The sequence below is a fragment of the Microbispora triticiradicis genome, from assembly GCF_005864065.1.
Lineage (GTDB): Bacteria > Actinomycetota > Actinomycetes > Streptosporangiales > Streptosporangiaceae > Microbispora > Microbispora triticiradicis.
The window spans coordinates 19,259-41,538 of the sequence record NZ_VANP01000013.1 but is presented as its reverse complement, the minus strand read 5'-3'; the positions used below and the strand labels follow the sequence as shown (position 1 = coordinate 41,538).

At 67.8% G+C, this 22,280-nt stretch carries 22 protein-coding genes, 1 tRNA gene and 2 pseudogenes; 13 read left to right on the top strand and 12 right to left on the bottom strand.

Annotated elements, in window-relative coordinates; translation table 11 throughout:
• Positions 1 to 98: 98 nt before the first annotated feature.
• The gene (gene aceE / locus FED44_RS27535; protein ID WP_138462547.1) at positions 99 to 2,852 is read right to left on the bottom strand and encodes a pyruvate dehydrogenase (acetyl-transferring), homodimeric type; all 2,754 of its coding nucleotides are present in this window, start codon (positions 2,850 to 2,852) and stop codon (positions 99 to 101) included.
• Between the two features lie 532 nt (positions 2,853 to 3,384).
• Here aceE and FED44_RS27530 point away from each other — a divergent pair.
• The 7 genes from FED44_RS27530 to FED44_RS27500 all read left to right on the top strand — a co-directional run bounded on the left by FED44_RS27530 (position 3,385) and on the right by FED44_RS27500 (position 6,578).
• On the top strand, positions 3,385 to 3,579 hold the full coding sequence (locus FED44_RS27530) for a DUF1918 domain-containing protein (RefSeq protein WP_111701638.1): 195 nt from the start codon (positions 3,385 to 3,387) through the stop codon (positions 3,577 to 3,579).
• Between the two features lie 9 nt (positions 3,580 to 3,588).
• Entirely contained in the window at positions 3,589 to 3,996 is a 408-nt protein-coding gene (locus tag FED44_RS27525; RefSeq protein WP_138462546.1) for a secondary thiamine-phosphate synthase enzyme YjbQ, read from the top strand.
• A 141-nt stretch (positions 3,997 to 4,137) separates the two neighbouring features.
• Positions 4,138 to 4,566 carry a DUF3052 domain-containing protein gene (locus FED44_RS27520; RefSeq protein ID WP_111701676.1) on the top strand — a complete coding sequence of 143 codons (429 nt, stop codon included), beginning with the start codon at positions 4,138 to 4,140 and terminating at the stop codon, positions 4,564 to 4,566.
• A gap of 72 nt (positions 4,567 to 4,638) precedes the next feature.
• The gene (locus tag FED44_RS27515) at positions 4,639 to 5,094 is read left to right on the top strand and encodes a peroxiredoxin (protein WP_111701640.1); all 456 of its coding nucleotides are present in this window, start codon (positions 4,639 to 4,641) and stop codon (positions 5,092 to 5,094) included.
• 75 nt (positions 5,095 to 5,169) lie between these two features.
• On the top strand, positions 5,170 to 5,523 hold the full coding sequence (locus FED44_RS27510; RefSeq protein WP_111701641.1) for a hypothetical protein: 354 nt from the start codon (positions 5,170 to 5,172) through the stop codon (positions 5,521 to 5,523).
• Positions 5,524 to 5,534: 11 nt separating this feature from the next.
• Positions 5,535 to 6,491, top strand: a complete 957-nt coding sequence (locus FED44_RS27505; RefSeq protein ID WP_138462545.1) for an ROK family protein — start codon at positions 5,535 to 5,537, stop codon at positions 6,489 to 6,491.
• Between the two features lie 15 nt (positions 6,492 to 6,506).
• A tRNA-Val gene (locus FED44_RS27500) sits at positions 6,507 to 6,578 on the top strand.
• Positions 6,579 to 6,661: 83 nt separating this feature from the next.
• Here FED44_RS27500 and FED44_RS37725 read toward each other — a convergent pair.
• The 3 genes from FED44_RS37725 to FED44_RS27490 are packed head-to-tail and all read right to left on the bottom strand — an operon-like array spanning position 6,662 to position 8,597.
• Positions 6,662 to 7,267, bottom strand: a complete 606-nt coding sequence (locus FED44_RS37725) for a tyrosine-type recombinase/integrase (protein ID WP_244302309.1) — start codon at positions 7,265 to 7,267, stop codon at positions 6,662 to 6,664.
• Positions 7,213 to 7,797, bottom strand: coding sequence for an N-terminal phage integrase SAM-like domain-containing protein (locus tag FED44_RS37720; RefSeq protein ID WP_244302308.1), 585 nt, complete (start codon positions 7,795 to 7,797; stop codon positions 7,213 to 7,215). Before FED44_RS37720 ends, FED44_RS37725 begins: the two co-directional genes overlap by 55 nt.
• Positions 7,797 to 8,597 (bottom strand): replication initiator, encoded by an 801-nt coding sequence (locus FED44_RS27490; protein WP_244302307.1) that lies wholly within the window; start codon positions 8,595 to 8,597, stop codon positions 7,797 to 7,799. The genes FED44_RS37720 and FED44_RS27490 overlap by 1 nt, the downstream gene beginning before the upstream one ends.
• 5 nt (positions 8,598 to 8,602) lie before the next feature.
• Between FED44_RS27490 and FED44_RS27485 the strand changes: the two genes are divergently transcribed.
• Positions 8,603 to 8,992, top strand: coding sequence for a hypothetical protein (locus FED44_RS27485; RefSeq protein ID WP_138462544.1), 390 nt, complete (start codon positions 8,603 to 8,605; stop codon positions 8,990 to 8,992).
• A gap of 744 nt (positions 8,993 to 9,736) precedes the next feature.
• Here FED44_RS27485 and FED44_RS27480 read toward each other — a convergent pair.
• The 6 genes and pseudogenes from FED44_RS27480 to FED44_RS38630 all read right to left on the bottom strand — a co-directional run.
• The gene (locus FED44_RS27480; RefSeq protein ID WP_138462543.1) at positions 9,737 to 10,912 is read right to left on the bottom strand and encodes a tyrosine-type recombinase/integrase; all 1,176 of its coding nucleotides are present in this window, start codon (positions 10,910 to 10,912) and stop codon (positions 9,737 to 9,739) included.
• Between the two features lie 389 nt (positions 10,913 to 11,301).
• Positions 11,302 to 12,882: an ATP-binding protein gene (locus tag FED44_RS27475; RefSeq protein WP_208759211.1), complete on the bottom strand. Its 1,581-nt coding sequence runs from the start codon at positions 12,880 to 12,882 to the stop codon at positions 11,302 to 11,304.
• Positions 12,883 to 13,056: 174 nt separating this feature from the next.
• A complete protein-coding gene (locus tag FED44_RS27470; protein WP_111701654.1) occupies positions 13,057 to 15,138 on the bottom strand; it encodes a PQQ-dependent sugar dehydrogenase in 2,082 nt (693 codons plus the stop codon).
• Positions 15,139 to 15,851: 713 nt separating this feature from the next.
• The gene (locus FED44_RS36675; RefSeq protein WP_208759210.1) at positions 15,852 to 16,427 is read right to left on the bottom strand and encodes a tyrosine-type recombinase/integrase; all 576 of its coding nucleotides are present in this window, start codon (positions 16,425 to 16,427) and stop codon (positions 15,852 to 15,854) included.
• A complete protein-coding gene (locus tag FED44_RS36670; RefSeq protein ID WP_208759209.1) occupies positions 16,373 to 16,792 on the bottom strand; it encodes an N-terminal phage integrase SAM-like domain-containing protein in 420 nt (139 codons plus the stop codon). Before FED44_RS36670 ends, FED44_RS36675 begins: the two co-directional genes overlap by 55 nt.
• A 74-nt stretch (positions 16,793 to 16,866) precedes the next feature.
• Positions 16,867 to 16,950, bottom strand: a pseudogene (locus FED44_RS38630) (hypothetical protein); the annotation flags it as partial.
• 41 nt (positions 16,951 to 16,991) lie between these two features.
• On the opposite strand from FED44_RS38630, the gene FED44_RS27460 reads away from it, so the two are divergent.
• Genes FED44_RS27460 through FED44_RS27450 form a run of 3 tightly spaced genes read left to right on the top strand, consistent with a single transcriptional unit; the run spans position 16,992 to position 18,512 of the window.
• Positions 16,992 to 17,288 carry a helix-turn-helix domain-containing protein gene (locus tag FED44_RS27460; protein WP_138462542.1) on the top strand — a complete coding sequence of 99 codons (297 nt, stop codon included), beginning with the start codon at positions 16,992 to 16,994 and terminating at the stop codon, positions 17,286 to 17,288.
• Between the two features lie 31 nt (positions 17,289 to 17,319).
• Positions 17,320 to 18,360 (top strand): XRE family transcriptional regulator, encoded by a 1,041-nt coding sequence (locus FED44_RS27455; RefSeq protein ID WP_138462541.1) that lies wholly within the window; start codon positions 17,320 to 17,322, stop codon positions 18,358 to 18,360.
• The gene (locus FED44_RS27450) at positions 18,357 to 18,512 is read left to right on the top strand and encodes a hypothetical protein (protein ID WP_208759208.1); all 156 of its coding nucleotides are present in this window, start codon (positions 18,357 to 18,359) and stop codon (positions 18,510 to 18,512) included. Before FED44_RS27455 ends, FED44_RS27450 begins: the two co-directional genes overlap by 4 nt.
• Before the next feature lie 501 nt (positions 18,513 to 19,013).
• Here FED44_RS27450 and FED44_RS27445 read toward each other — a convergent pair.
• Both FED44_RS27445 and FED44_RS27440 read right to left on the bottom strand, forming a co-directional pair.
• Positions 19,014 to 19,514 carry a hypothetical protein gene (locus tag FED44_RS27445; protein ID WP_133306048.1) on the bottom strand — a complete coding sequence of 167 codons (501 nt, stop codon included), beginning with the start codon at positions 19,512 to 19,514 and terminating at the stop codon, positions 19,014 to 19,016.
• A 299-nt stretch (positions 19,515 to 19,813) separates the two neighbouring features.
• Positions 19,814 to 20,227 (bottom strand): tyrosine-type recombinase/integrase, encoded by a 414-nt coding sequence (locus tag FED44_RS27440; protein WP_244302306.1) that lies wholly within the window; start codon positions 20,225 to 20,227, stop codon positions 19,814 to 19,816.
• A 135-nt stretch (positions 20,228 to 20,362) separates the two neighbouring features.
• On the opposite strand from FED44_RS27440, the pseudogene FED44_RS27435 reads away from it, so the two are divergent.
• Both FED44_RS27435 and FED44_RS27430 read left to right on the top strand, forming a co-directional pair.
• Positions 20,363 to 20,692 (top strand): annotated as a pseudogene (locus tag FED44_RS27435) (transposase); the annotation flags it as partial.
• A gap of 674 nt (positions 20,693 to 21,366) precedes the next feature.
• The gene (locus FED44_RS27430) at positions 21,367 to 22,026 is read left to right on the top strand and encodes a DUF7737 domain-containing protein (RefSeq protein WP_138462539.1); all 660 of its coding nucleotides are present in this window, start codon (positions 21,367 to 21,369) and stop codon (positions 22,024 to 22,026) included.
• The last annotated feature ends 254 nt before the right edge of the window (positions 22,027 to 22,280 follow it).

Below are 22,280 nucleotides of genomic sequence, written 5' to 3'. Positions count from 1 at the left end.
CACACAGCGGCCGGTCGTCGCGTACGCGCCGGTGACACGCCGACGGCCCCCGCCGGGGGCGGAGGCCGTCGATCGTCGTTGTCGCGTCAGCCGTCGCGTCAGACGCCCATGGACTGGGTGTCGTTGGTCTCCGGCGTCTGCTGGGCCGTCACCTCGGTCACCCCGTTCTTGAGGTGATACCGGGCGATGGCCTCCTGCAGCGTCTCGGCCTTCACCTCGCCCCGCCGGACGAGCTGGGTCAGCACCGCCAGCGTGATCGAGGCCGCGTCCACGTGGAAGTGGCGGCGCAGCGCCGAACGCGTGTCGGACAGGCCGAACCCGTCGGTCCCGAGCGAGGACCAGTCGCCGGGCACCCACTGGGAGATCTGGTCGGGGACGGCGCGCATGTAGTCGCTGACCCCCACGAACGGCCCCGGCACGCCGGACAGCTTGGTGGTGACGTACGGCACCCGCTGCTCGGCGTCGGGGTTGAGCAGGTTGTGCTCCTCGACGGCGAGGGCGTCCCTGCGCAGCTCGCTCCAGGAGGTGGCCGACCAGATGGCGGCCGACACCCCCCAGTCCTCCGCCAGCATCCGCTGGGCCTCCAGCGCCCACGGGGCGGCGACGCCGGACACGAGGATGTTCGCCTTCGGCCCCTCGCCGGCGGCGGGAGCGAAGAGGTACAGGCCCTTGAGGATGCCCTCCACGTCGACGTTCTCCGGCTCGGCCGGCTGCGGGTAGGGCTCGTTGTAGACGGTCAGGTAGTAGAAGACGTCCTCGGGCCGCTCCCCGTACATCCTCCGCAGGCCGTCCTTGACGATGTGCGCGATCTCGAACGCCCACGCCGGGTCGTACGACACGGCGGCGGGGTTCGTCGAGGCGATCAGCGGGGTGTGGCCGTCCTCGTGCTGCAGGCCCTCGCCGTTCAGCGTGGTGCGGCCGGCCGTGGCGCCGAGCAGGAAGCCCCGGCCCATCTGGTCGCCGAGCTGCCACATCTGGTCGGCGGTCCGCTGGAACCCGAACATCGAGTAGAAGATGTAGACCGGGATCATGTGCTCGCCGTGCGTGGCGTAGGAGCTGCCGGCCGCGATGACCGAGCCCATCGAGCCGGCCTCGCTGATCCCCTCGTGCAGGATCTGGCCCTCGGTCGACTCCTTGTACGACAGCAGCAGCTCGCGGTCGACCGCCTCGTACGTCTGCCCGTGCGGCGAGTAGATCTTGGCGGTCGGGAACATCGCGTCCACGCCGAAGGTGCGGGCCTCGTCCGGGATGACCGGCACGAACCGCGCGCCGATCTCCTTGTCGCGCATGAGGTCCTTGAGCAGGCGGACGAACGCCATCGTGGTGGCGACGTTCTGCTTGCCCGAGCCCTTGCGCAGGCCCGCGTACACCGGGTCGCCGGGGAGCTTGAGCGGCTTGGCGCGGACCACCCGCTTGGGCAGGTAGCCGCCGAGCGCCGCCCGGCGCTCCTTCATGTACGCGATCTCCTCGTTGTTCTCCCCGGGGTGGAAGTACGGCGGGATGTCGGCGTCGAGGTCCTTGTCCGGGATGGGCAGGTAGAGCCGGTCGCGGAACTCCTTGAGCTCGGCCTTGCTCATCTTCTTCATCTGGTGCGTCGCGTTGCGCGCCTCGAAGTCCTTGCCGAGCGTCCAGCCCTTGATCGTCTGGGCCAGGATGACGGTCGGCTGGCCGACGTGCTCGCGGGCCGCCTTGAACGCGGCGTACACCTTGCGGTAGTCGTGCCCGCCGCGCGACAGCTTGCGGATGTCGTCGTCCGACATGTGCTCGACCATCTTGCGCAGGCGCGGGTCGCCGCCGAAGAAGTTGTCGCGGATGTAGCCACCCGACTCGACCGAGTAGGTCTGGAACTGGCCGTCGGGGGTGGTGTTCATCTGGTTGACCAGCACGCCGTCGACGTCGGCCGCCAGCAGCGGGTCCCAGTCGCGGCCCCAGACGACCTTGATGACGTTCCAGCCGGCGCCGCGGAAGTACGACTCCAGCTCCTGGATGATCTTGCCGTTGCCGCGTACCGGGCCGTCGAGCCGCTGCAGGTTGCAGTTGATGACGAAGGTGAGGTTGTCGAGCTCCTCACGGGCGGCCACGCCGATCGCGCCGAGCGACTCGGGCTCGTCCATCTCGCCGTCGCCGAGGAAGCACCAGACGTGGCTGCGGCTGGTGTCCTTGATCTTGCGGCTGAGCAGGTAGCGGTTGAACCGCGCCTGGTAGATCGCGCCGATCGGGCCGAGGCCCATCGAGACCGTGGGGAACTCCCAGAAGTCCGGCATGAGCCGCGGGTGCGGGTAGGAGGGCAGGCCCTTGATCCCGTGCGACAGCTCCTGGCGGAACGCGTCGAGCTGGGCCGCGTCGAGGCGGCCCTCCAGGAACGCGCGGGCGTAGATGCCCGGGGCCGCGTGGCCCTGGATGAAGATCTGGTCGCCCGACTCCCCGTGGTCCTTGCCGCGGAAGAAGTGGTTGAAGCCCACCTCGTACAGGGACGCGGCGGAGGCGTAGGTGGCGATGTGGCCGCCGACGTTGGTCCGCGCGTTCGCCCGGGTCACCATGACCGCCGCGTTCCAGCGGATGTAGGCCCGGATGCGGCGCTCGACGTACTCGTCTCCCGGGAACCAGGGCTCGCGCTCGGGGGGAATGGTGTTGATGTAGTCCGTGCTGCGCAGGCCGGGTACGCCGACCTGGTGTTCCCGGGCGCGCTCGAGCAGCCGGAGCATCAGGTAGCGGGCGCGGGTGCGGCCCTCGGTCTTGATGACGTTGTCGAGCGATTCGAGCCATTCGTTGGTCTCGCTCGGATCGACATCAGGCAACTGGCTGGGTAGGCCGTCACTGATGATCGAAAAACGCTGGCGTCCGGAAGCCACTGGGTCTCGCCTTCCGAGAATGGACTTGGTCTCGTCGGATCTGTTACGTCGGTGTTGCCTGCAGCGATGCGCTCAGCGCTTGGTCGCGGCGTTGCGGTCGTCTTCCATCCTGTCTCGTCCCACCGGAAAGCGCATCTCTACTTCCCGGTAACCGAGTCGTCCCCGCTGGCAGCGGGTGCGGCTTGGCCTAGACCACCGATGGTAGGACGATTTTCGCAGACTGCACATTCCTTGTTGCCCCGGGGTTTCCCCCTGAGCGTACGGGTGGCGTTCCCCCTGGTCACCCCAGGCGCCGTCCGCTGCCCCCTACCCCCTCCGGCGCCGCTTCACCCGGCCCGGCCGGTACGGGCCCGGCGAGGGGTGGATGGGCGCCGTCCCAGGCGTTCGCCCCGGTCATGGGGAAGGCCCCGGCCGGTCTGTGGGTTTACGTAACGTTTTGGTATGAGTTGTCCCACCCTCTGTGGAGGGCAGGGTTTCTCCCCTTTCCAGGCGGCGATAGCCGTACCAGGCTCTGGAGAGAGGGAGGAGCGAGATGCAGGCAGCGGTAGGGGACCGGCTCGTGGTGCACAGCGCCGTCGTCGGCGAGCACGAGAAGCACGGCGAGATCATCGAGGTCCGCGGTCCCGAGGGCGGCCCGCCGTTCCTGGTGCGGTTCGAGGACGGGCACGAGGCGCTCGTCTTCCCCGGGCCGGACGCCGTCGTCGTCGCAGCTCAGCGTGGATCGTAATATCACGGTGTGAAATCGACGGTGATCGAGGTGCGGACGGGCGCGCGGGAGCGCGTACACGACATCACACAGGAGTGCGCCGGCTTCGTCCGCGACTGCGGGGGAGACGGGCTGCTGCACGTCTTCGTCCCGCACGCGACCGCGGGCGTGGCGCTGCTGGAGCTCGGCTCCGGCAGCGACGAGGATCTGCTGGCCGTGCTCGGCGACCTGCTCCCAGCGGACGACCGGTGGCGGCATGCCCACGGCTCCCGGGGGCATGGAAGGTCGCATGTCATGCCCGCACTCATTCCGCCGTACGCCACGGTTCCCGTCCTGGGGGGCCGTCTCGCGCTGGGGACCTGGCAGTCGGTCGCCCTGGTCGACCTCAACGTCGACAACCCCGACAGGCGGGTCCGTTTGTCGTTTTTGACCGATTAAGAGATAACGGTGCGGGTCACCCGTCGTGGCGACCGTTGACGACGACCGGTCGCAGCGTGTGGACTGTGCCGAAGCATGGCTCTCAATGAGCCGCGACAACCGCAGACATGGGCGGGGTCACCCCAAGCAGGAGGGATGAACGTGAGCGCGACCGCGGGTCAGGCGCAAGGCGAGCGCGGCCTGGCCGAAAGACTCGGCCTCAGAGCCGGTCAGGTGGTGCAGGAGGTCGGCTGGGACGAGGACTGCGACGAGGCGCTGCGCCAGTCCATCGAGGACCTGACCGGCAACGAGCTGGTGGACGAGGACTACGAGGACGTCGTCGACGTCGTGCTGCTGTGGTGGCGCGACGGGGACGGAGATCTCTTCGACGCCCTGAGCGACGCGATGACGGCACTCGCCGACGGCGGCCAGATCTGGCTGCTCACCCCGAAGGCGGGGCGCGACGGCCACGTGGAGCCCAGTGACATCGGTGAGGACGCGGCGACCGCCGGGCTTTCCCAGACGAGCAGCGTGAGCGCCGCGAGGGACTGGTCGGGCACGAGGCTCGTCGCCCCGAAGGCCCGCCGCTGAGCGTCGCCCTGCCGTACGGCCCGGGGATGCCGTACGGCAGGCTGATGGGCGGACACCTGGGAGGGACTGCTCATGACGGTTGAGGTCGGGCAGCGGGCTCCGGACTTCGCGCTGAAGGACCAGCACGGCGTCCCCGTACGGCTCTCCGACCTGCGGGGCAGGCGAGTGGTGCTCGTCTTCTACCCCCTGTCGTTCAGCCCCGTCTGCCACGGCGAGCTCGCGGCGATCCGCGACGGATTCGCCGGCTCACTGCCCGCGGACGTCCAGGTGCTGGCGGTCTCGGTCGACTCGATGTTCACCCAGCGCGCCTGGGCCGACCAGGAAAATTTCACGTTTCCTCTGTTGTCGGATTTCTGGCCCCATGGTGAGGTCGCACGGGCGTACGGTGTCCTCGATGAGGACAGGGGGCTCGCCCTCAGGGGCACGTTCGTCATCGACGCCGAGGGCGTCGTGCGCTGGAAGGTCGTCAACCCGATCGGCTCCGCACGCGACCTCGACGAGTATCGCAAGGCGCTCGCGGCAGTCTGATCGTTTCATCGCCTGACTCCGGGCATTGACATATACGGTTCCGTCCCCCCCCCACTCGCCCCATTGGAGGCCACGATGCCCTGCTACAGGTGCGGGGCCCGGCAGATCGACCCCGTACGCGGCGCCAGCCCCTGGAAGCGTGCCGTACGCCGTGAGGCGCAGGTCCTCGTCTGCCCGGACTGCCAGCGTGTGCACGACCTCGACCTCGACACGTGCGCCTCGTGCGGCTCGATCGCGTTGATCTGCCGCCTGGGAGAGATCGAGTGCCGCTCCTGCGGAGAGATACGGCTCGCCCGCGCGGGTGAGCCCCTCGTCGCCGCCGGCTCCTCCGGCCCGCCGGGAGCCACCGGGTCTCCGGGCCCGTCCGGTCTGTCCGGCCTGGCGGCGGAGGTGGAGGCCGCGCTCAGCCGCGTGCTCGGACGCCCGTGACGCATCCGCCCGTGACGTACGTGGTCGCGCTCGACGTGGGCGGCACCTCGATGAAGGGCGGGCTGGTCACCCGGACCGGCGAGGTCACCGTCCTCGCCGGTCGTCCCACGGGCCGGGAGAACGGCCCGGAGGCGGTGGTCGAGGCGGTGCGCGCCTACGTCGGCGAGATCGCCGGACTCGGGCGGTCGCGGTACGCGGGTCCTCCCGCCGGGGTCGGTCTCGCCGTCCCCGGCATCGTCACCTCCGCCACCGCGGTCTACTCGGCCAACATCGGCTGGCGGGACGTGCCGGCCGAGGCGTTCGTGCCCTCCGGCGTACCCGTGCGGCTCGGCCACGACGTCCGTACGGGAGGGCTGGCCGAGAGCGTGTTCGGCGCGGGGCGCGGCGTCGCCGACTTCCTGTTCCTGCCCATCGGCACCGGCATCGCCGGAGCGGTGGTGCTGCGCGGCGAGCCGTACGGCGGGGCGCGCGGCTGGGGCGGCGAGATCGGGCACGCGCCCGTCTGGCCCGCGGGGGAGAAGTGCGCCTGCGGGCAGATCGGCTGCCTGGAGACCTACGCCTCCGCCTCGGCCCTGGCCCGCCGCTTCACGGCCCGTTCCGGCCGTACGGCGACCGCCAAGGAGGTGGTGGAACTTGCGGTCGCGGGGGACGCGGCGGCCGCCGGGGTGTTCGGCGAGGCGATCGAGGCCCTGGCCATCGCCCTCGCGTCGTACGTGCTGCTGCTCGACCCCGCGCTGATCGTCCTCGGCGGCGGCCTCTCGGAGGCCGGCGCGGCGCTGCTCGACCCGCTGCGGGAACGGCTGGCGGGACGACTGACCTTCCAGGAGCCTCCGCCCCTGCGTCCGGCCGCCCTCGGGACCCGGGCGGGCATGCTCGGCGCGGCCCTGCTTGGCTGGCAGGCGGCGGGGGAGCACGACGTGGGCGCGGACTGGCCTATCGATGTGCTCAGAGGCGGGTCCGTGTCGTAAGGTGTAGACCGGTCCGGGCGGTTAGCTCAGCGGTAGAGCACTCGCCTTACAAGCGAGGGGTCACTGGTTCGAACCCAGTACCGCCCACCTGCGAAAAGAGCCCCGTCTCCCATCAGGGAAAACGGGGCTCGTGCCATTAATGTGCCATTAGCGAACGCAATCGATCTTGTTCAGTGACCACTCGCCTCGGCCGGTAGGACCTGTGTGATCTTGCCGTTCATGACGTCGGCGATCTTGTGGTCTGCTTCCGCCGTGCGGTGCTGGTAGATCATCGCGGCGCGCACGCTGTCATGGCCCATCCGTGCCATCAGGTCGCGGAGGGAAGCGCCAGCACTGGCCGCGATCGTGTTCCCGGTGTGGCGAAGATCGTGAAAGTGGAGCCCAGGGACGCCGAGCTTGCGTGTCGTCTCACTCCACTTGACGGCCCGCCGGAAGTTGCTGCGCCGCAGGATGCCGCCGTTGGCCCCGGTGAAGACGAGCGCGGTCGGTTCCGACTCGGTGAACTGGTCGAGGTGCTGACGTAGCGCCGGAATGATCGCCTCCGGGATCGCCACCGTCCGCAGACCGGCACGGGACTTGGGCGGCCCGACGAGGAGTTCGCCCGTGTCCAACTCGACGTGCTGTTGCCGAACGCTGACGGTCCCGGCGTACAGGTCCAGGTCCATCCGCCGCAGCGCCGCGACCTCGCCCCACCGCAGACTCGCGAAGGTGGCGATCAGGATCAACGCGCGCAGCCGTACCGGCACCAGGTCGGCGAGCTGGAAGACCTGAGCCACCGTGAGGACCGGCCGCTCTTCCGACTTCTCCCTCCGGCACCGCGAATGCGGCAGGGGTTGCGCGGGATGAGCTGGTCGTCCGTCGCGGTCATGAGCACGGCCCGCAGGAACCGGTACGCCTTTGCGATCTCCGTCGCACCGACGCCGTTGCTCGCCAGAGTCGCCCGCCATTCGCGGACCATCTCCGTATTGATCCTTCCGAGGGCGACATTGCCGAAATACGGAGCGACGTGCCGCCGGAGAAGCCCGCTGTAGATCTCGACTGTCCGTGGCCGCAGCTCCGTCCGCTCGCTGATCCACTTGGCCGCGTAGTCGCCGAGCTTTACTTTAGATCGCTGAGGGTCCGTCCAGTCTCCGGTGACCATCTTCGCTTCGAGCAGGGACAACGCCCGTTCGGCATCGCGCTCCCGCTCGTATGTCGTCTCTCCGCTGCGCAGCTTCCCGTCCGGCCCCGGATAGCGGATCTGGAAGCGTCCGGACGGCAGCTTGCGGATGCTCCCGAAGCGGCGGTGGCCTGCCTTATTCGCCATCAGGCCGCCCTCGCTTCCGTTGCCGAAAGATTCGGCCCATCTCCGAGCGCCTGGAGTTGGTTCATGTGGTTGCGCCAGCGCTGCCGTTCGTGGACGGAGCGGAGCAGACGCACGCCGATCGGGGCCAGCTCGGGATCACCGGGCTTGACGGGTCGCCAGAGGTAGCGGTGGGGGTCGACCGGTTCGTCTTCCACGCCGAGGGCCTCCAGGACCCAGGTGCGGCGGTCCTGCTTGTGCTCCGTCAGGGTCTTGTTCGACCACTTCCGCGAGACCAGGACGCGCCGCCCCGCGTAGCCGAGGTGGTCGGGCTTGTGCGCCTTGCCCTTGCACCGGCCCGGAGCCATCCCGGGCTTGGCGCCCTTGGGCTGCACCCCGTAACGCAGCCAGTTCGGGCAGGTCGGCGAGCACGGCTCGAACCGCAGCGCCTCAAGCAGCCGTTCGGCGTGCGCCTTTCGGCGTGGGTCGTCGGTGCCGAGGGCGTCGCCGAGGCTCTTGGTGAGGTACTTCGAGAGGTACCCGATGAGCTGGTCAGCGTCCGGGGTCCCGGCAAGCACACTCTGTATGTCGAGCTGGTCGCCGAAGCAGAGCACGTGCAGGGGTTCGGCGTCCTCGTCCTGGTCGAGAGCGTCGAGGGCCTGTTCCCAGGTCGGCAGGACCTCGCCGGTTTCGGGGTCAAGCGCGGCGCTGCGCGCCGCCTCGCGGCCCATCGCCTGCTCGGCGGCCGGGCATGCGGCCTGGGGGCCGGTCCCGGCCTCCGGCGGCTCGGGCCACACCACCGAAGTAGCGGCCGATATCCTCATGCGCTGTGCGGCCATGGCGATCTGTAGACGGGCAGTTCCTCTATCTACCTGCCGGCCAAGATGTCTGGGACCAGCTACGGTCCCGGCTACAGCTCGGCCAACAACTCACCGGAACGGTCGTCTGGGTCCCTAATCCCCGTGCGACAGGCATCGGTGTCGACGTCGACCTTCCCATCGGCGGCTTCGTCGATGTCTTCCAACTCCCCCACGACACCACCCGCTGGCCCGTCGTCGGAACCCAGATGGCCTTCTACGTCTGGTGGATGGACGACCGTCCCCAGATCCGCCTGCTACCAGCCGACCCGCATTATCGGCGCGAAGACTTCGACGAATGGGTCCTCCACGAGGACACTCTGGCCGCTGCCGCGTATCGGGCCCACCACGGCACCGGCTGAAACCCGCCAGAGCGGACCCGACCAAAGGAGGCAAGTCCTATCGCCTCCGGCGGGGGCCTCGGCTCCGGGATGATCGCGACGAGCACGAGCCGGGTCCGTAGTGGCTGAGGTGGGCCTGATCGTCCCGCCCGCCCCGACCCAGGCAGAGCCCAGCAGCCCGACTCCTCCAGTTCAAGCCCGTCCGTGACCGTTGGCATCTGATGATCGAGGAACGGCGGCCGGTTGAGGTACACGCGAGGACGGGCTTGATCTTCCGTCGCCGGCCTGCTGCCGCTTCGCGGTGGGTCGAGGCAGACGGGAAGATCAGGCAGGGGAGAATGTGCGGGTGTCCGCTGACGACCTAGACGAGCCGGAGATCTGGTTTTGGACCGAGCTTGAGATCACATACGACCCAGAACGCGATGACGGTACTCCCTACTCAGGGTTCAAGGTCGGTCAGTTGGGGCCCGTGGTAGTTCACGCTGTACGGCGCGGAGCCTCCAAACCGGATTGTGATCAAGCCCCTCGTCGCCTGCTTCCTTACGGGTTTCCGTGGTCGGTATCTGTCCCGGTTGCATTCCGTCGGTGTCCGGAATGCCTAGACAGCTACCCGCTGAGCTCTTGATGCGTCACGGGCCAGCACCTCAGCCGGTTCATCGTGCCATTGGCGTGCCATTAGACGGCGGAAAGGTGGCCGACAAGCCATGATCAGGAGAGGTCGCAAGCTGCGACAAGAGGCGTGATCGTCGTGCCATTAGCGTGCCATTAGGGCAGCTTGGAGACGGTCGGCGGGGAGCGGTGTCCCAGATCGGCTCGCAGGTCAGCGCACCGCCGGGACCGATCTTGGCTCCTTACAAGCGAGGGGTCACTGGTTCGAACCCAGTACCGCCCACCAGCGAAAACGGCCCGTCCCCAAGATCGGAGACGGGGCCCGCTTGCCAAACTGCTTGACCAAGGCTCCCGCTCGGCAAGCGGGAAGATGGCGGCCATCGCGGTTGCGCCCTCCTGGATCACGGGTCTGATCTGGTGACGGTAGACGGTCTCCGTGACCACCGTGTTGGAGTGCCCCACCAGGCGCGAGATGTCCTCGAGCGCGATGTCGTGGTCGGAGAGCAGCGACACGAAGCTGTGCCGCAGCTCCCTGGGCGCCCACTCCTTCCCCGTCAGGCCGGCGCTGTCGAGCACCTTCCGGAAGTCGCGGCGCATGTTGTGCGCCGACACGGGCGAGCCGCTCTCCGTCGCCCGGTCACCGAGGCGGGTCTCGTCGTAAGCCGCCACGTGGCTCCATTTGATTGCCCTCACCTCCTCGGTACGCGCTCCCGAGAGGAGAGAGACGACGAAGTACGCGCGTGTTCGAGGCCGTGCATTTTCTGCCGCCTTGAGTACGGATTCCGCCTGGGAAAGAGTAAGGGCCTTGGACGGTCGGCCTTCACGGCCTTCCGGCACCTCGCACAGTTCGACGACGTTGCGCTTCACCTTGTCCCGGCGCATGGCGTTCTTGACAGAGCGGTTCAGGATGTTGTGGATCAGCTTCAGCGAGCGGGTCCCGAGTTCATCCTTCTTGCTCTGCAACCATCGGTCGATGTCCTCTACCGAAAGTTCGCGGAGCTTACGAGCGCCCAAGCAAGGGATGACGTGGGTCCGGACGTAGGTGCGGTACATGGCGACCGTCGAGGCATCACGCCCCTGAAGCCCGTTGTCCATCCAGTAGTTCACCGCGTCTGCCACCGTGTAGTTGGTGGGAGCGATGGCAAGACCGTCTTCGTAGTCGCGAAGTATCTCCTTGAGCTTGTCTTTGGCAGCCGTCTTTGTTTTACCGCTGCCGGTTTTGACGATGCGCTTTCCGGCAGGTGTGTAGCCGACGGTTACGGACGCAATCCAGCGGTTGCGTCGAGCGTCCCAGTGAAGGCCGCCGTCGCCATGGCTTCTTCGTTTGGTCATTTGGGGTTCCTCCGGATTGTTGGTGAGGTGCGGTCCCCGTCGCTGCTTGGTCGGTGAGGCCGGGGCCGCGCTTTGGATGGTGGGTCAGGGCAGACGTACTTCGGCGTGAATGGGGGTTGCCGTGCGCTGCGCGTCATGCGGGGTCGCTTTCGCACATCGGGTGGTGGGTCTGGCCGGCGGTGAGGATGGTCATGTCCTGGCCGCAGCCGGCGCAGGTGCCGATGAGCCGCTTGATGACGTCGAGTCGGGCGGCGCATCAGAGAGAGGGCGCATTTCAGCGTCCATAGCGTCCCCAGCGTCCATGTCGCTGTGTCTGGCCTGGTCATGGATGGGGCTGGGGGTGGACGCTGGCGGCGGGCCAGCGTCCACCTCAGCGTTCACAGCGTCCATCAGCGGGCCGGGGGTGGACGCTGTGGGCGCTGGGATGGACGCTGCGTGGACGCTGGGCGAGGTCGTAGCGTCCATGCCGTTTCTGCTGGTGAGATCGCCTGCGGGCGGTTGGACGCTGTGGACGCTGGGATGCGCCTACTCTCTGATGCCGTCAGCTTGTAGAGGCGCTGCCGCTGGGGGGCCGGGCCGCGCTGGGTGTCGTCGACGTTGATGCCGATGGTGCGCAGGGCGGGGGCGAGCCGCTTGAGTTGGCCGCCGGCGCGGGTGCTGTCCTTGGGCCACTTCTTCGGCAGCTTGTCGGGCGTGGCGACCCGGTCCAGCAGTTCCTGGGCGGTGAGGATGAGGCCTTCGGGTCCGGCCTTGTTGACGAGGTCGACGACGGCCTGGGCGAAGGGTTCGCCGTCGAGGACGTCGGCGACGGCGTTGCGGGCGCTGGCGCGGTAGGACTCCAGGGTGTGCCAGTCCTTGACGCGGGCGAAGTCCACCATGCGGGGCCGTTCGGTCAACGTCACATCGGGCAGGGCCTTCAAGACCGCGGCGAGCACGTCGAACAGGGAGGCGAGGATGGCGGCGTGGGCGTCGGCGAACGCGGCGTCCAGCTCGGCCTCTTCGCGGCGCTTGCTGTCGGGGATCAGCGACAGCTCGATGGTGAGCAGCCGTTCGGCCAGGTCACCGGCCAGGGCTCCGGCGTCGATGGTGGTCATGGCCAGGACTCGGCGGAACTCCAGGACCACGACGTCGTCATCGGAGTAGAGCGCGCGGTCGATCATGCCGTCGCCGGTCACCGCACGGCACAGGGCGTCTGACAGCCAGTCGGCGATGACCGAGACGTTGTCCAGGCACAGGCCCCAGGAGTTGAACGCCTGCACGCCCCAGGACTTCAGATCACGGGGTGCGGTGCGTTTGGGGGCGCCGGAGGGGTCGATGATGCCGATGACCATCTGGGCGGCCTTGGACTTGCCGGTGCCCTGTTCACCGCGGAAGGTCAGGATCGGGTGCGGCAGGTCGGGCAGGAACGCCGCGACCAGCCATCCCACCAGCAGCCGGAAGCCTTCTTCGCTGGTGTTGAGCAGGCCGCGCAGACGGGCCAGGCCGTCCCCGTCCCGTAGGGGGTCTGGGAGCGGCTTCATGGCGCCGGAGCGGCGGAACAGCACCGGGGAGCGGGGGACGCGGTCCCAGCCGTGCGGGCCGATGACGACGCACCGGCCGTCGGAGGTGCCCAGGTCCACGACGATGCCGCCCTCATGCCGGGCGACCCGCAGGTGCGGCACGCGAGGGTCGGCGCTTGCGGCGATGCCTTCCAGCACCGTCATCGCATCGGCCAGGGCGGACTGGGAGGGGACGTTGCCGGTGTTGTCGTCGGTGAAGATCCGGGCGAGCTGGGAGCGAAGGCCGGCCTTTCCGCGCAGGGGCAGGGCGAGGTTGGGGCCGTTCTTGGCCGCGGCGTAGGGGCGGCCGTCTTCGCTCATGAACAGCTCGAACCGCTCACGCGCGATCTTCACCAGAACCGAGGCCTGCGAGGGCCCCTTGTCGCTCTTGCTGACTCCGGCACCGTTGACGATGTCCTCGGCTTGGCTCACCGGCGTCCCCTGCCGGCGGTGGTGCGGGCGCTGCCCGGGGTGGCGTGGGCTTCGCCGTCGCCCAGGCCGATGCGGCGGGCGGCCTCGGCGAGGGCGGCCCGGGCCGCGCCCGGACGGCCGGACGGCCGGTGGGCCGCGTGTCCGCGAAGACCACCGGCCGCGCCGTCGTGCCGGCTAGGAGCCGAGCGTGACGTGGAAGATCTTCTCGTTTCCGTTGTTCGGGATGCCGTCCTTGTCGCCCTGGGTGCTGGTGGTCAGCCACAGGCCGCCATCGGGAGCGGGCTCCACAGTGCGCAGCCGGCCGTAGGTGCCGTTGAAGAACACCTGCGCGCTGGGCAGGCTGCTCCCGCTGATCGGCACGCGGTACAGCCGGGTGCCGCGCTCGCAGGCGATGTAGATCACGTCGTTCACAATGGCGATGCCGGAGCAGGAGCCCTCCGCCACGGGGTAGGTGCGCTTGGGCGCGATGTACCCGGCGGTGCCGCAGGTGCCCGTCGTCCCCTCACACGCCGGCCAGCCGTAGTTGCCGCCCTTGGTGATCAGGTTGGTCTCGTCCATGATGGAGTTGCCGAACTCCTGCTCCCACAGCCGGCCCTGCGAGTCGAACGCCAGCCCCTGCGGGTTGCGGTGCCCGTAGCTCCACACGTAGGTGCCGAACGGGTTGTCCGACGGCACGGTGCCATCCGGGTTGAGCCGCAGGACCTTGCCGTTGAGGCCGTTCAGGTTCTGCGCGTTGTCGCCGTTCTGGGCGTCGCCGGTGCTGGCGTACAGCTTGCCGTCCGGGCCGAACCGCAGGCGGCCGCCGTTGTGGTACTTGTTGCGCAGGATCCCGGTGAGCAGGATCTGCTCAGAACTGAGGGTGAGCTGGTCGTTCTCCAGCTTGATGCGGACGATCCGGTTGTCGGTCGACGTCGTGTGCATCATGTACAGCCAGTGGTCGCTGGCGAAGGTGGGGGCGATGGCCAGCCCCATGAGGCCGCCCTCGCCGTCGGTGTCGTCGACGTTCGGCACCGTGCCGATGTTGGTCTTCGCCCCGGTGGCCGGGTCGAGGTGGATGATGTCGTGGACGTCCCTGCGGCTGTAGAGGATCGTGCCGTCGGGCAGCGTGAGCAGACCCCACGGGAGGTCGGTCTCGGTCGCGATCTGCGTCACCCCGCACACCGAGTCGGCGCACCCCCCGCCGGTGGTCACGGTCGCGGTGTTGCTGCGCGACGAGACGTTGGACTGCGCGTCGCGGGCCACCACGTAGTACTGGTAGCTCGTGTTCGCCGACAGCCCGCTGTCGATGAAGGTGGTGGCCGGCGGGTTGCCGGTGACCGTGCCCACCAGCGTGCCGCCGCGGTAGACGAGGTAGGCGCGGACCCCGACGTTGTCGGTGGCCGCGGTCCACTGCAACGTCACCGTGGTGCCGGACGCGGAGCCGGTGAGCTGGCTCGGGGCGGTGGGCGCTTGAGTGTCGGACTGGCACTGCGGTGGCGTGATCGTGACCGTCGCGCTCGCCTGGGAGACGTTGCCCGCCGCGTCGCGCGCGTTGACGTACAGACCCCACGTCGAACCGGGGACCACGGTGAGGGTGGTGGACAGGGTGGTCCCGCTCACCGACTTCATCAGCTGGCCGTCGTGGTAGACGTCGTAGAACGCCACTCCGACGTTGTCGGTGGAGGCGCTCCACGCGAACGTGACCGAGTCGCACACCAGGCCGCTCACCCGCGGGTTGCCCGGCACCGTCGGAGGCTGGGTGTCGGCGCTTCCGGTGGACGTCGTCCACTTCTGGTTGCTCTGCCCGTTACACGTCCACAACTGCACCGGGGTGTTGTTGGCGGTCCGGGCTCCGCTCACGTCCAGGCACATGCCGGACTGCACGCCGACGATGCTGCCGTCGGAGTTGATCCGCCACTTCTGGCTGGCCGCCCCGGTGCAGGTGGAGATCTGCAGCGTGGCCGGCGGCGTGGTGTCCTGGCCGACCACGTCCAGGCACCTCGGGGAGCTGTACACCCGGAGCTCTCCCGCCGTGGTGGAGGTCCACGTCTGGCTCGCCTGCCCGTTGCAGTCGTAGATGGTGACGCGGGCACCTGGCGTCGTGGAGTTGCCGGCCACGGTCAGGCAGCGGCCGGACGCCACGCCGACCACGGTCGAGGTGGCCGCCGACGCGGGCGTCGAGCTCGCCACGATCATGGCGGCCACCGAGGCGAGCGCGGCCACGAAGGCGGCCAGAGCGCGCGGCCACGGCCGTCCGCGGGTGGTTAAGGCGAACATTCGTATCAGTCCTTACCGGGGTCGTTCGAGGGGGGGTTGCCAGGGAAGGGGTCTGGCGCGGCGCCGGCGGGACCGCGGTGCGCGGTCACCACCGAGAAGCCAGCCGGCGCATTGCGGCGACGGCGCGGCCCGGGCTCGGGGTACGGCGCCGCCGACCGCACCCCGTGAGGTCCGTTCGCTGCCAGATCAGCAAAATGCGACAGAGTCCATCAAGAATGAACAGCACCTCTTTGACAATGTTGTCAGAAATATTGTCACGACTCCCGACGAATGTGGCATATCGGATTGCCCGCTCACCGAAGCCGTCCGATGGCGGGCGGCACACCAGGTCCGGCGACGGGGGCGCCTCACGCGGGTGACCGCGCCTTGACGTGGGGCTCGGCCGCGGGTGGTGCCTCTGCCTCACATGGGACGCACCTGAAGATCATCGACCGCGAGATGAAACATTCACCGCCCGCCCGCTCCCCGAACCCCTCTGCCCGAACCAGACCAGACCGCGAGATCGCGCCGGACATGATCCACGCGCTGCGGTCGGCGAAGGGAGCGGGTGCACGAGGGCGGGAACACGCAGTCACACCGGACCGGCTACTGAGTACAGCCTCTAACCTCGGGCTTTCGTGCTGAATTTCGCCGAGGTTGATCGTTTACATGAGAAAAGTGCCTTTGAACTGGGAGGGCATTAACGTGCCATTAGCGAACGCAATCGATCTTGTTCAGTGACCACTCGCCTCGGCCGGCAGGACCTGTGTGATCTTGCCGATCATGACGTCGGCGATCTTGTGGTCTGCTTCCGCCATGCGGTGCTGGTAGATCATCGCGGTGCGCACGCTGTCATGGCCCATGCGTGCCATCAGGTCGCGGAGGGCGGTGTGGCGAAGATCGTGAACGTGGAGACCGGGGACGCCGAGCTTCCGCGTGATCTCGCTCCACTTCACGGCTCGCCGGAAGTTGCTGCGCCGCAGGATGCCGCCGTTCGCTCCGGTGAAGACGAGCGCGGTCGGTTCGGACTCGGTGAACTGGTCGAGGTGCTGGCGCAGCGCCGGAATGATCGCCTCCGGGATCGCCACCGTCCGCAGACCGGCACGGGACTTGGGCGGTCCGACGAGGAGTTCACCCGTGTCCAGCTCGACGTGCTGTTGCCGAACGCTGACGGTCCCGGCGTTCAGGTCCAGGTCCATCCGCCGCAGCGCCGCGACCTCGCCCCACCGCAGGCTTGCGAAGGTGGCGATCAGGATCAACGCGCGCAGCCGTACCGGCACCAGGTCGGCGAGCTGGAAGACCTGGGCCACCGTGAGGACCGGCCGCTCTTCCGACTTCTCCCTCCGGCACCGCGAATGCGGCAGGGGTTGCGCGGGATGAGCTGGTCGTCCGTCGCGGTCATGTGCACGGCCCGCAGGAACCGGTACGCCTTTGCGATCTCCGTCTCACCGACGCCGTTGCTCGCCAGAGTCGCGCGCCATTCGCGGACCATCTCCGTATTGATCTTCCCGAGGGCGACATTGCCGAAATACGGAGCGACGTGCCGCTGGAGAAGCCCGCTGTAGATCTCGACCGTCCGGGGCCGCAGCTCCGTCCGCTCACTGATCCACTTGGCCGCGTAGTCGCCGAGCTTGACCTTGGACCGCTGAGGATCCGTCCAGTCCCCGGTGACCATCTTCGCTTCGAGCAGCGACAGCGCACGCTCGGCATCGCGCTCCCGCTCGTACGTCGTCTCTCCGCTGCGCAGTCCGGCCCTGGATAGCGGATCTGAAAGCGCCCGGACGGCAGCTTGCGGATGCTCCCGAAGCGGCGGTGACCTGCCTTGTTCGCCATCAGGCCGCCCTCGCTTCCGTTGCCGAAAGATTCGCCCCGACATGCTCGCCGCGCTCAAGGCCCGCGACATCGGCGCGGTCTTCCGTCTTGTCCGCCAGTACGGCGGCTTGAGCCAGACCGCGATCGGCAGCCTGACCGGCTACAGCCAGGGCAAAGTCAGCGCCATCATGAGCGGAAGCCAGCAGGTCACCGCCCTGGAGGTGTTCGAGCGCATCGCCGACGGCCTGCACATGCCCGACCAGGCGTGCATGGCTCTCGCCCTCGCCCCCCCGCGACCCGGTCGCCGCACCCATCCCACGGCAGGATCACCGCCCAGCAGGCCCGCCGCCTACCGTTGATCTCGTCCGACACGGAGAGGACGAGACCGAAGTGCGACGTCGTGACTTCGTCGGCCTCGCAGGGGCCGCCCTGTTCAGTGCCGTAGTAGCCCAACCCCTCACCCGCGACGAGGAAGCCGCAGGCGCCGACGACCTCGCCGCAGCCCTCACCGAATACCCGGTCGCCGGCCCCCAGCTCCCGGAGCTGCCGCAACTTGCCGCCGCCGTCGCCCGAGCGAAGCGGACCTACCAGGCGTGCCGATACTCCAAGGTCGCGGCGATGCTTCCCACGCTGATCCGCTCCCTGCGCCTCGCCTGCGCCACGCTCGACGGAGACGCCCGGCTCAAAGCGCACGCCCTGTCCGCCGAGGCGCACCACGTGGCCGCCTCCATCCTGCTCAAGCAGGAGGACAAGGGCCTCGCCTGGCTCGCCGCCGACCGCAGCGTCCACGCCGCCCAGGCCAGCGAGAGCCCGCTCATGATGGGCTCAAGCGCCCGCATCATCACCCACGCCCTGATGGACGGCGGCCACCACCGAGCAGCCACCGGCATGGCGAGCAGCGCCGCGCAACGCCTGAACTCCGCCCTGTCCCAGCCGTCCCCGAACGACCTGTCGGTCTACGGCACACTCCTCCTACGCGGAGCCGTCGCCGCCGCCCAGCACAGCAACCGGCACACCACCGCCGAACTCCTGGACGAGGCCGAGGACGCAGGCCGGCGACTCGGCTACGACGGCAACCACATGTGGACCGCGTTCGGCCCGAACAACGTCCTGTGCCACCGGGTGAACATCGCCCTCTCCTTTGGCGATGCCGGAAGCGCGATCGAGAACGCCCGCAGGATCGACATCAACGCCCTGCCCATCAACGAGCGCAAGGCGACCGTCCTTTTGGACACCTCCCGCGCGTTCCTCGCATGGGGCAAGCACGACCGCGCCCTCTACATCCTGCGTGCCGCCGGAGACATCGCCCCTGAGGAAATCACCACACGCCCCGCCACTCATAGGCTGGTCCGCGACATCCTCGCCACCGCGTCCATCAGCATCCGCCGGGAAGCGCGGGAGTACGCCGAATCCCTGGGAGTCACCGCGTGACCGACACCGGCAAGGTCCTGTACGTCATCGTCTGCGCCGCAGGACCCGCCGGCGACATCGGCAAGCTCGTCACGATGGCCCAAGACGACGGGTGGACTGTGCAGATCGTCGCGACTCCAAACGCGCTCGACTTCATCACGTCCCCGCCCTGACAGTCGGTGCCCTGTAGTCCCAGGGCTCCTATGGGATTGGACACACGATGTCGGCGGTAGCAGTGAGTGTTCGTGGAACCGTGATCCGGATGACACGCGGACACATCGCGCTCATCGGTTGGACTTCATACTCTCCCGAAGCAATCTTGACGGCGTAGTTCCCGTCAGCATCTGCGGAAATCTGTGTCACTAGCCTGCCCCTGATGGAGAACGTCAGGTTGACCTTGGCCAGCGGGGTTCTGATGCCAGGCGGTGGACCCCCGGCTACGTAGGCCGTACCGGACATCCTGGTATCCGGCTGAGAGCTCCCAGTCGAGCCATAGCCGCTGCAAGCTGCAGAGGTAAGTAACAGACCAACCATCAAAAACGTGCTGGTCTTCTTCATCTCACCTGACCATGTATCGAGATCGCATTCGGAGGTCCGGGACTTCGTACTTCACTCCTGGGCGCGGACAGCAAGGTGACCAAACACGGGATAAGCCGCTGATCAGCGCGTCTGGGCTAGCTGATGCGATCAACGGGAACCGGCATTCCTCCCATGGCCTCCAGCACCGCACGCATCCCAAGGGGACGGCTGAGTCGTACGGTTACCTGTCTGCGGTATCCCTCGGCCGTGCAGGCGCGTCCCCGCTCGTGCGGGTGCTCGTTCACCACGATCAGGGCCGCATGCGCCGACTCGACGGCGCGCACGCTGTAGTCCGAGCCGCAAGGCCCAGTGGTCTTTCCCCCGATGAACTCAGCGGTGAGTGTCTGTCCGTCCCTAAGGACGGTCACCTTCTCGACGGACGGAGCGCCAAGGACAGGGCCGTATCCGTCCCGCCGAAGAGGTGTCGGAGTTGCACCCGCCCCGTCCCTCGCGAACGCCTGCTCATAACCCTCAAGAGCCTGCCGTATGTGTCTATCGAGCTGCCGGTCGTCCTCGGTCGTGATCCACCACAGCAGCCCCATCAAGGCCAGAACGACGACAGCCGCGATACTCAGGACCCAGCGCGTACGCGTCATGATCATTAGACGCTGCTCATATTGCGCTGGTTCACGCGCATCGCCGATACGCCTCCGGCGGGGGGCCTCCGCTCCGGGATGATCAACTGCGCAGAGCTGAGGCCGTAGGTGGCTGAGATGGAAGCCTGACAGTCTGTGGGGGAGCAGTGTCCCAGGTCGGCCCGCTGGTCAGCGTACTGCCGGGGGCGATCTTGGCTCCTTACAAGCGAGGGGTCACTGGTTCGAACCCAGTACCGCCCACCAGCGAAAACGGCCCGTCCCCAAGATCGGAGACGGGGCATGCTTGTCAAACTGCTTGACTAAGGCTCCCGCTCGGCAAGCGGGAAGATGGCGTCCATCGCGGTCGCACCCTCCTGGATCACGGGTCTGATCTGGTGACGGTAGACGGTCTCCGTGACCACCGTGCTGGAGTGCCCCACCAGGCGCGAGATGTCTTCGAGCGCGATGTCGTGGTCGGAGAGCAGCGACACGAAGCTGTGCCGCAGCTCCCTGGGCGCCCACTCCTTCCCCGTCAGGCCGGCGCTGTCGAGCACCTTCCGGAAGTCGCGGCGCATGTTGTGCGCCGACACGGGCGAGCCGCTCTCGGTCGAGAACACCAGCTCGAGCTCGTCGTCCTGAGCCGACTTCAGTGCCTTCAACGCCTCAACGCAGCGCTTGGGCAGGGCCAGGCTGCGGCGGGACTTCGGAGTCTTGGTGTCGCCCTTCTTTCTCACGGAACGCCAGACGTAGAGGGCGAACTCGCTGTGATCCCATCCCCCGCCTCGGTGACGTCCCCTCTGGTGGTGTAACTCCAAGCTGTTGATGCAAGCCCCGGACATGGGGCGAGCCATCGTGTGACGGTCAGCGAGTTCCCCGCCGTGGAGCAGATGCTCCTGGAGGCCGCCGACGACATCACCGCATTCGCCGACTTCCCCGCCCAGCACTGGAAGAAGATCTGGTCGACCAACCCCCTGGAACGGCTGAACCGGGAGATCAAACGACGCTCCGACGTCGTCGGGGTCTTTCCCAACCCCACCGCCCTGGGCCGCCTGGCCGGCGCCGTCCTGGCCGAACACCACGACGAATGGCAAGTCAGCGACCGCCGCTACCTATCCGAGGGCTCCATGACCCAACTCACCGCCCCGCCCGCAGACGATCCAGCCGAACCCCTGGCGCACACCGCCCTGGCCGCGTCATAGTCACACCAACCCACAACTCGCCGACCCCACATGATCAGCTGCGAGTTACACCACTCGGCGGGACATCACCTCGCGCAACAGGTTTGATCGAGAGCACCCCTTGAGGCGCGAACGCGGTCTTCGAATAATGACTCTATGTGTGAAGAGCGTTGCGAGCGTTGCGATCTCCCTGTAGGCCTGGGCTGTTCATGCTCAGGAGCAGAAGCGAAGACCTATGCACCCTTCGAGATCCTGATCTCACCTACGCGATACGCACACCTGCCGGAAGGCTGCAATCACACAGCCAGTCGAGAGATCATGGAGAGAGACTGGGGGCGCATTCGTCAACCTCGTCCCGGTCTATGGACCAGCATCAGTCCAGAGAACCCAGCATGGGCTCAGAGCGGTAACCTGGGCAGATTCGCTGAACGACGGTGCGAACACTGCAATAATGCGTTTCCGGGTGCCAATTGATAAGAGAACGCCACATACCGGTTCGTTGAAAGAACCTGATATCGCAACTCGGCGACGCCTAGCGGAGGCCAGGTAAAGATTCGCGGAGATGCCAGCCCTTAAGTCGTCCGCGTAGCGCACGGCCCCTACAAGTCAAACCCTTTCAAGCCTTTTTCCGACTTGTTTTTTCTTTCCGCTATCTTTCACTCCCTTTCGGCCTTCCGCCTTACTAATGCCGTCAGTTGGTCGGCGGCTACGACGCGGAGGCCAAGAAGGAGTTGGCCGAGGGTGCCTGGAGGGTCCGATTCCGCTACGAGACCGCGGCCGTCGATGCCGGCCATGAGGTGATTCTGGCCGCCACCGACCAGGTGCGCTTCGACCGGCGGGAGGGGCGTGCCTTCCGCCAGGTCGACCTGGCCGAGGTGCCGCCGCTGGTGTTCAGCGAGGCGATGCGGGATGTGGACCTGTTCGTGGCGGTCACCTCGATCGCCACCGACCCGGAATGGGCGGACCGCGGCGAGGACCCGCACCATGCCTATTGGAGAGAGACGTCCTTCGGCGTACTGCCGCCGTCTGCCCAGGTGCGCCGCGACGCGCTGGCGCGGCTGCTTCCCCGTACGGCTGTCGCCTACCGCTGCACCCTCACCGACCGTTTCCTGGTGGTCCGGGGTGACCTGGGCACCTACAAGATCCATTTGGGCGGTGCCAACATCCTCATGGATCCGGGCGACGTCTACCTGTGCATCGTCTCCGCGCGCAAACGCGACGCCAGGTTGTTCCTGCCCTTCGAAGAGAACGGCCAACTGTCCCTCATCCTCAGCAAGGCGTTCCTTCTCGCCAACGACAGCACGATCACCGACGAGGCGATCCTCCGGCAGATTCAGCGAAAGCGCCCTGCTTGATCAAGATGGCCGCACCGATCGGAGCGGGCACCATGCGACAGAGGTGAGCCCTCGGAGCCGCCGTGCACGCGGAAAGCTACGGCCGGGTCCTCCAGCCGAGGCTCCTGCTGGGACGGGAGCGGAGGGTCCGGCGACGGCGTCGAGATCCCTTCGGCTGTGCCAGCTCGGGTCTGCACCCTTGGGGAAGTACTGGAGCCGACACGGAGAGGGTCCCGCCGTGACGCTGACGCGACGGCGGGACCCTCCGTTGATCC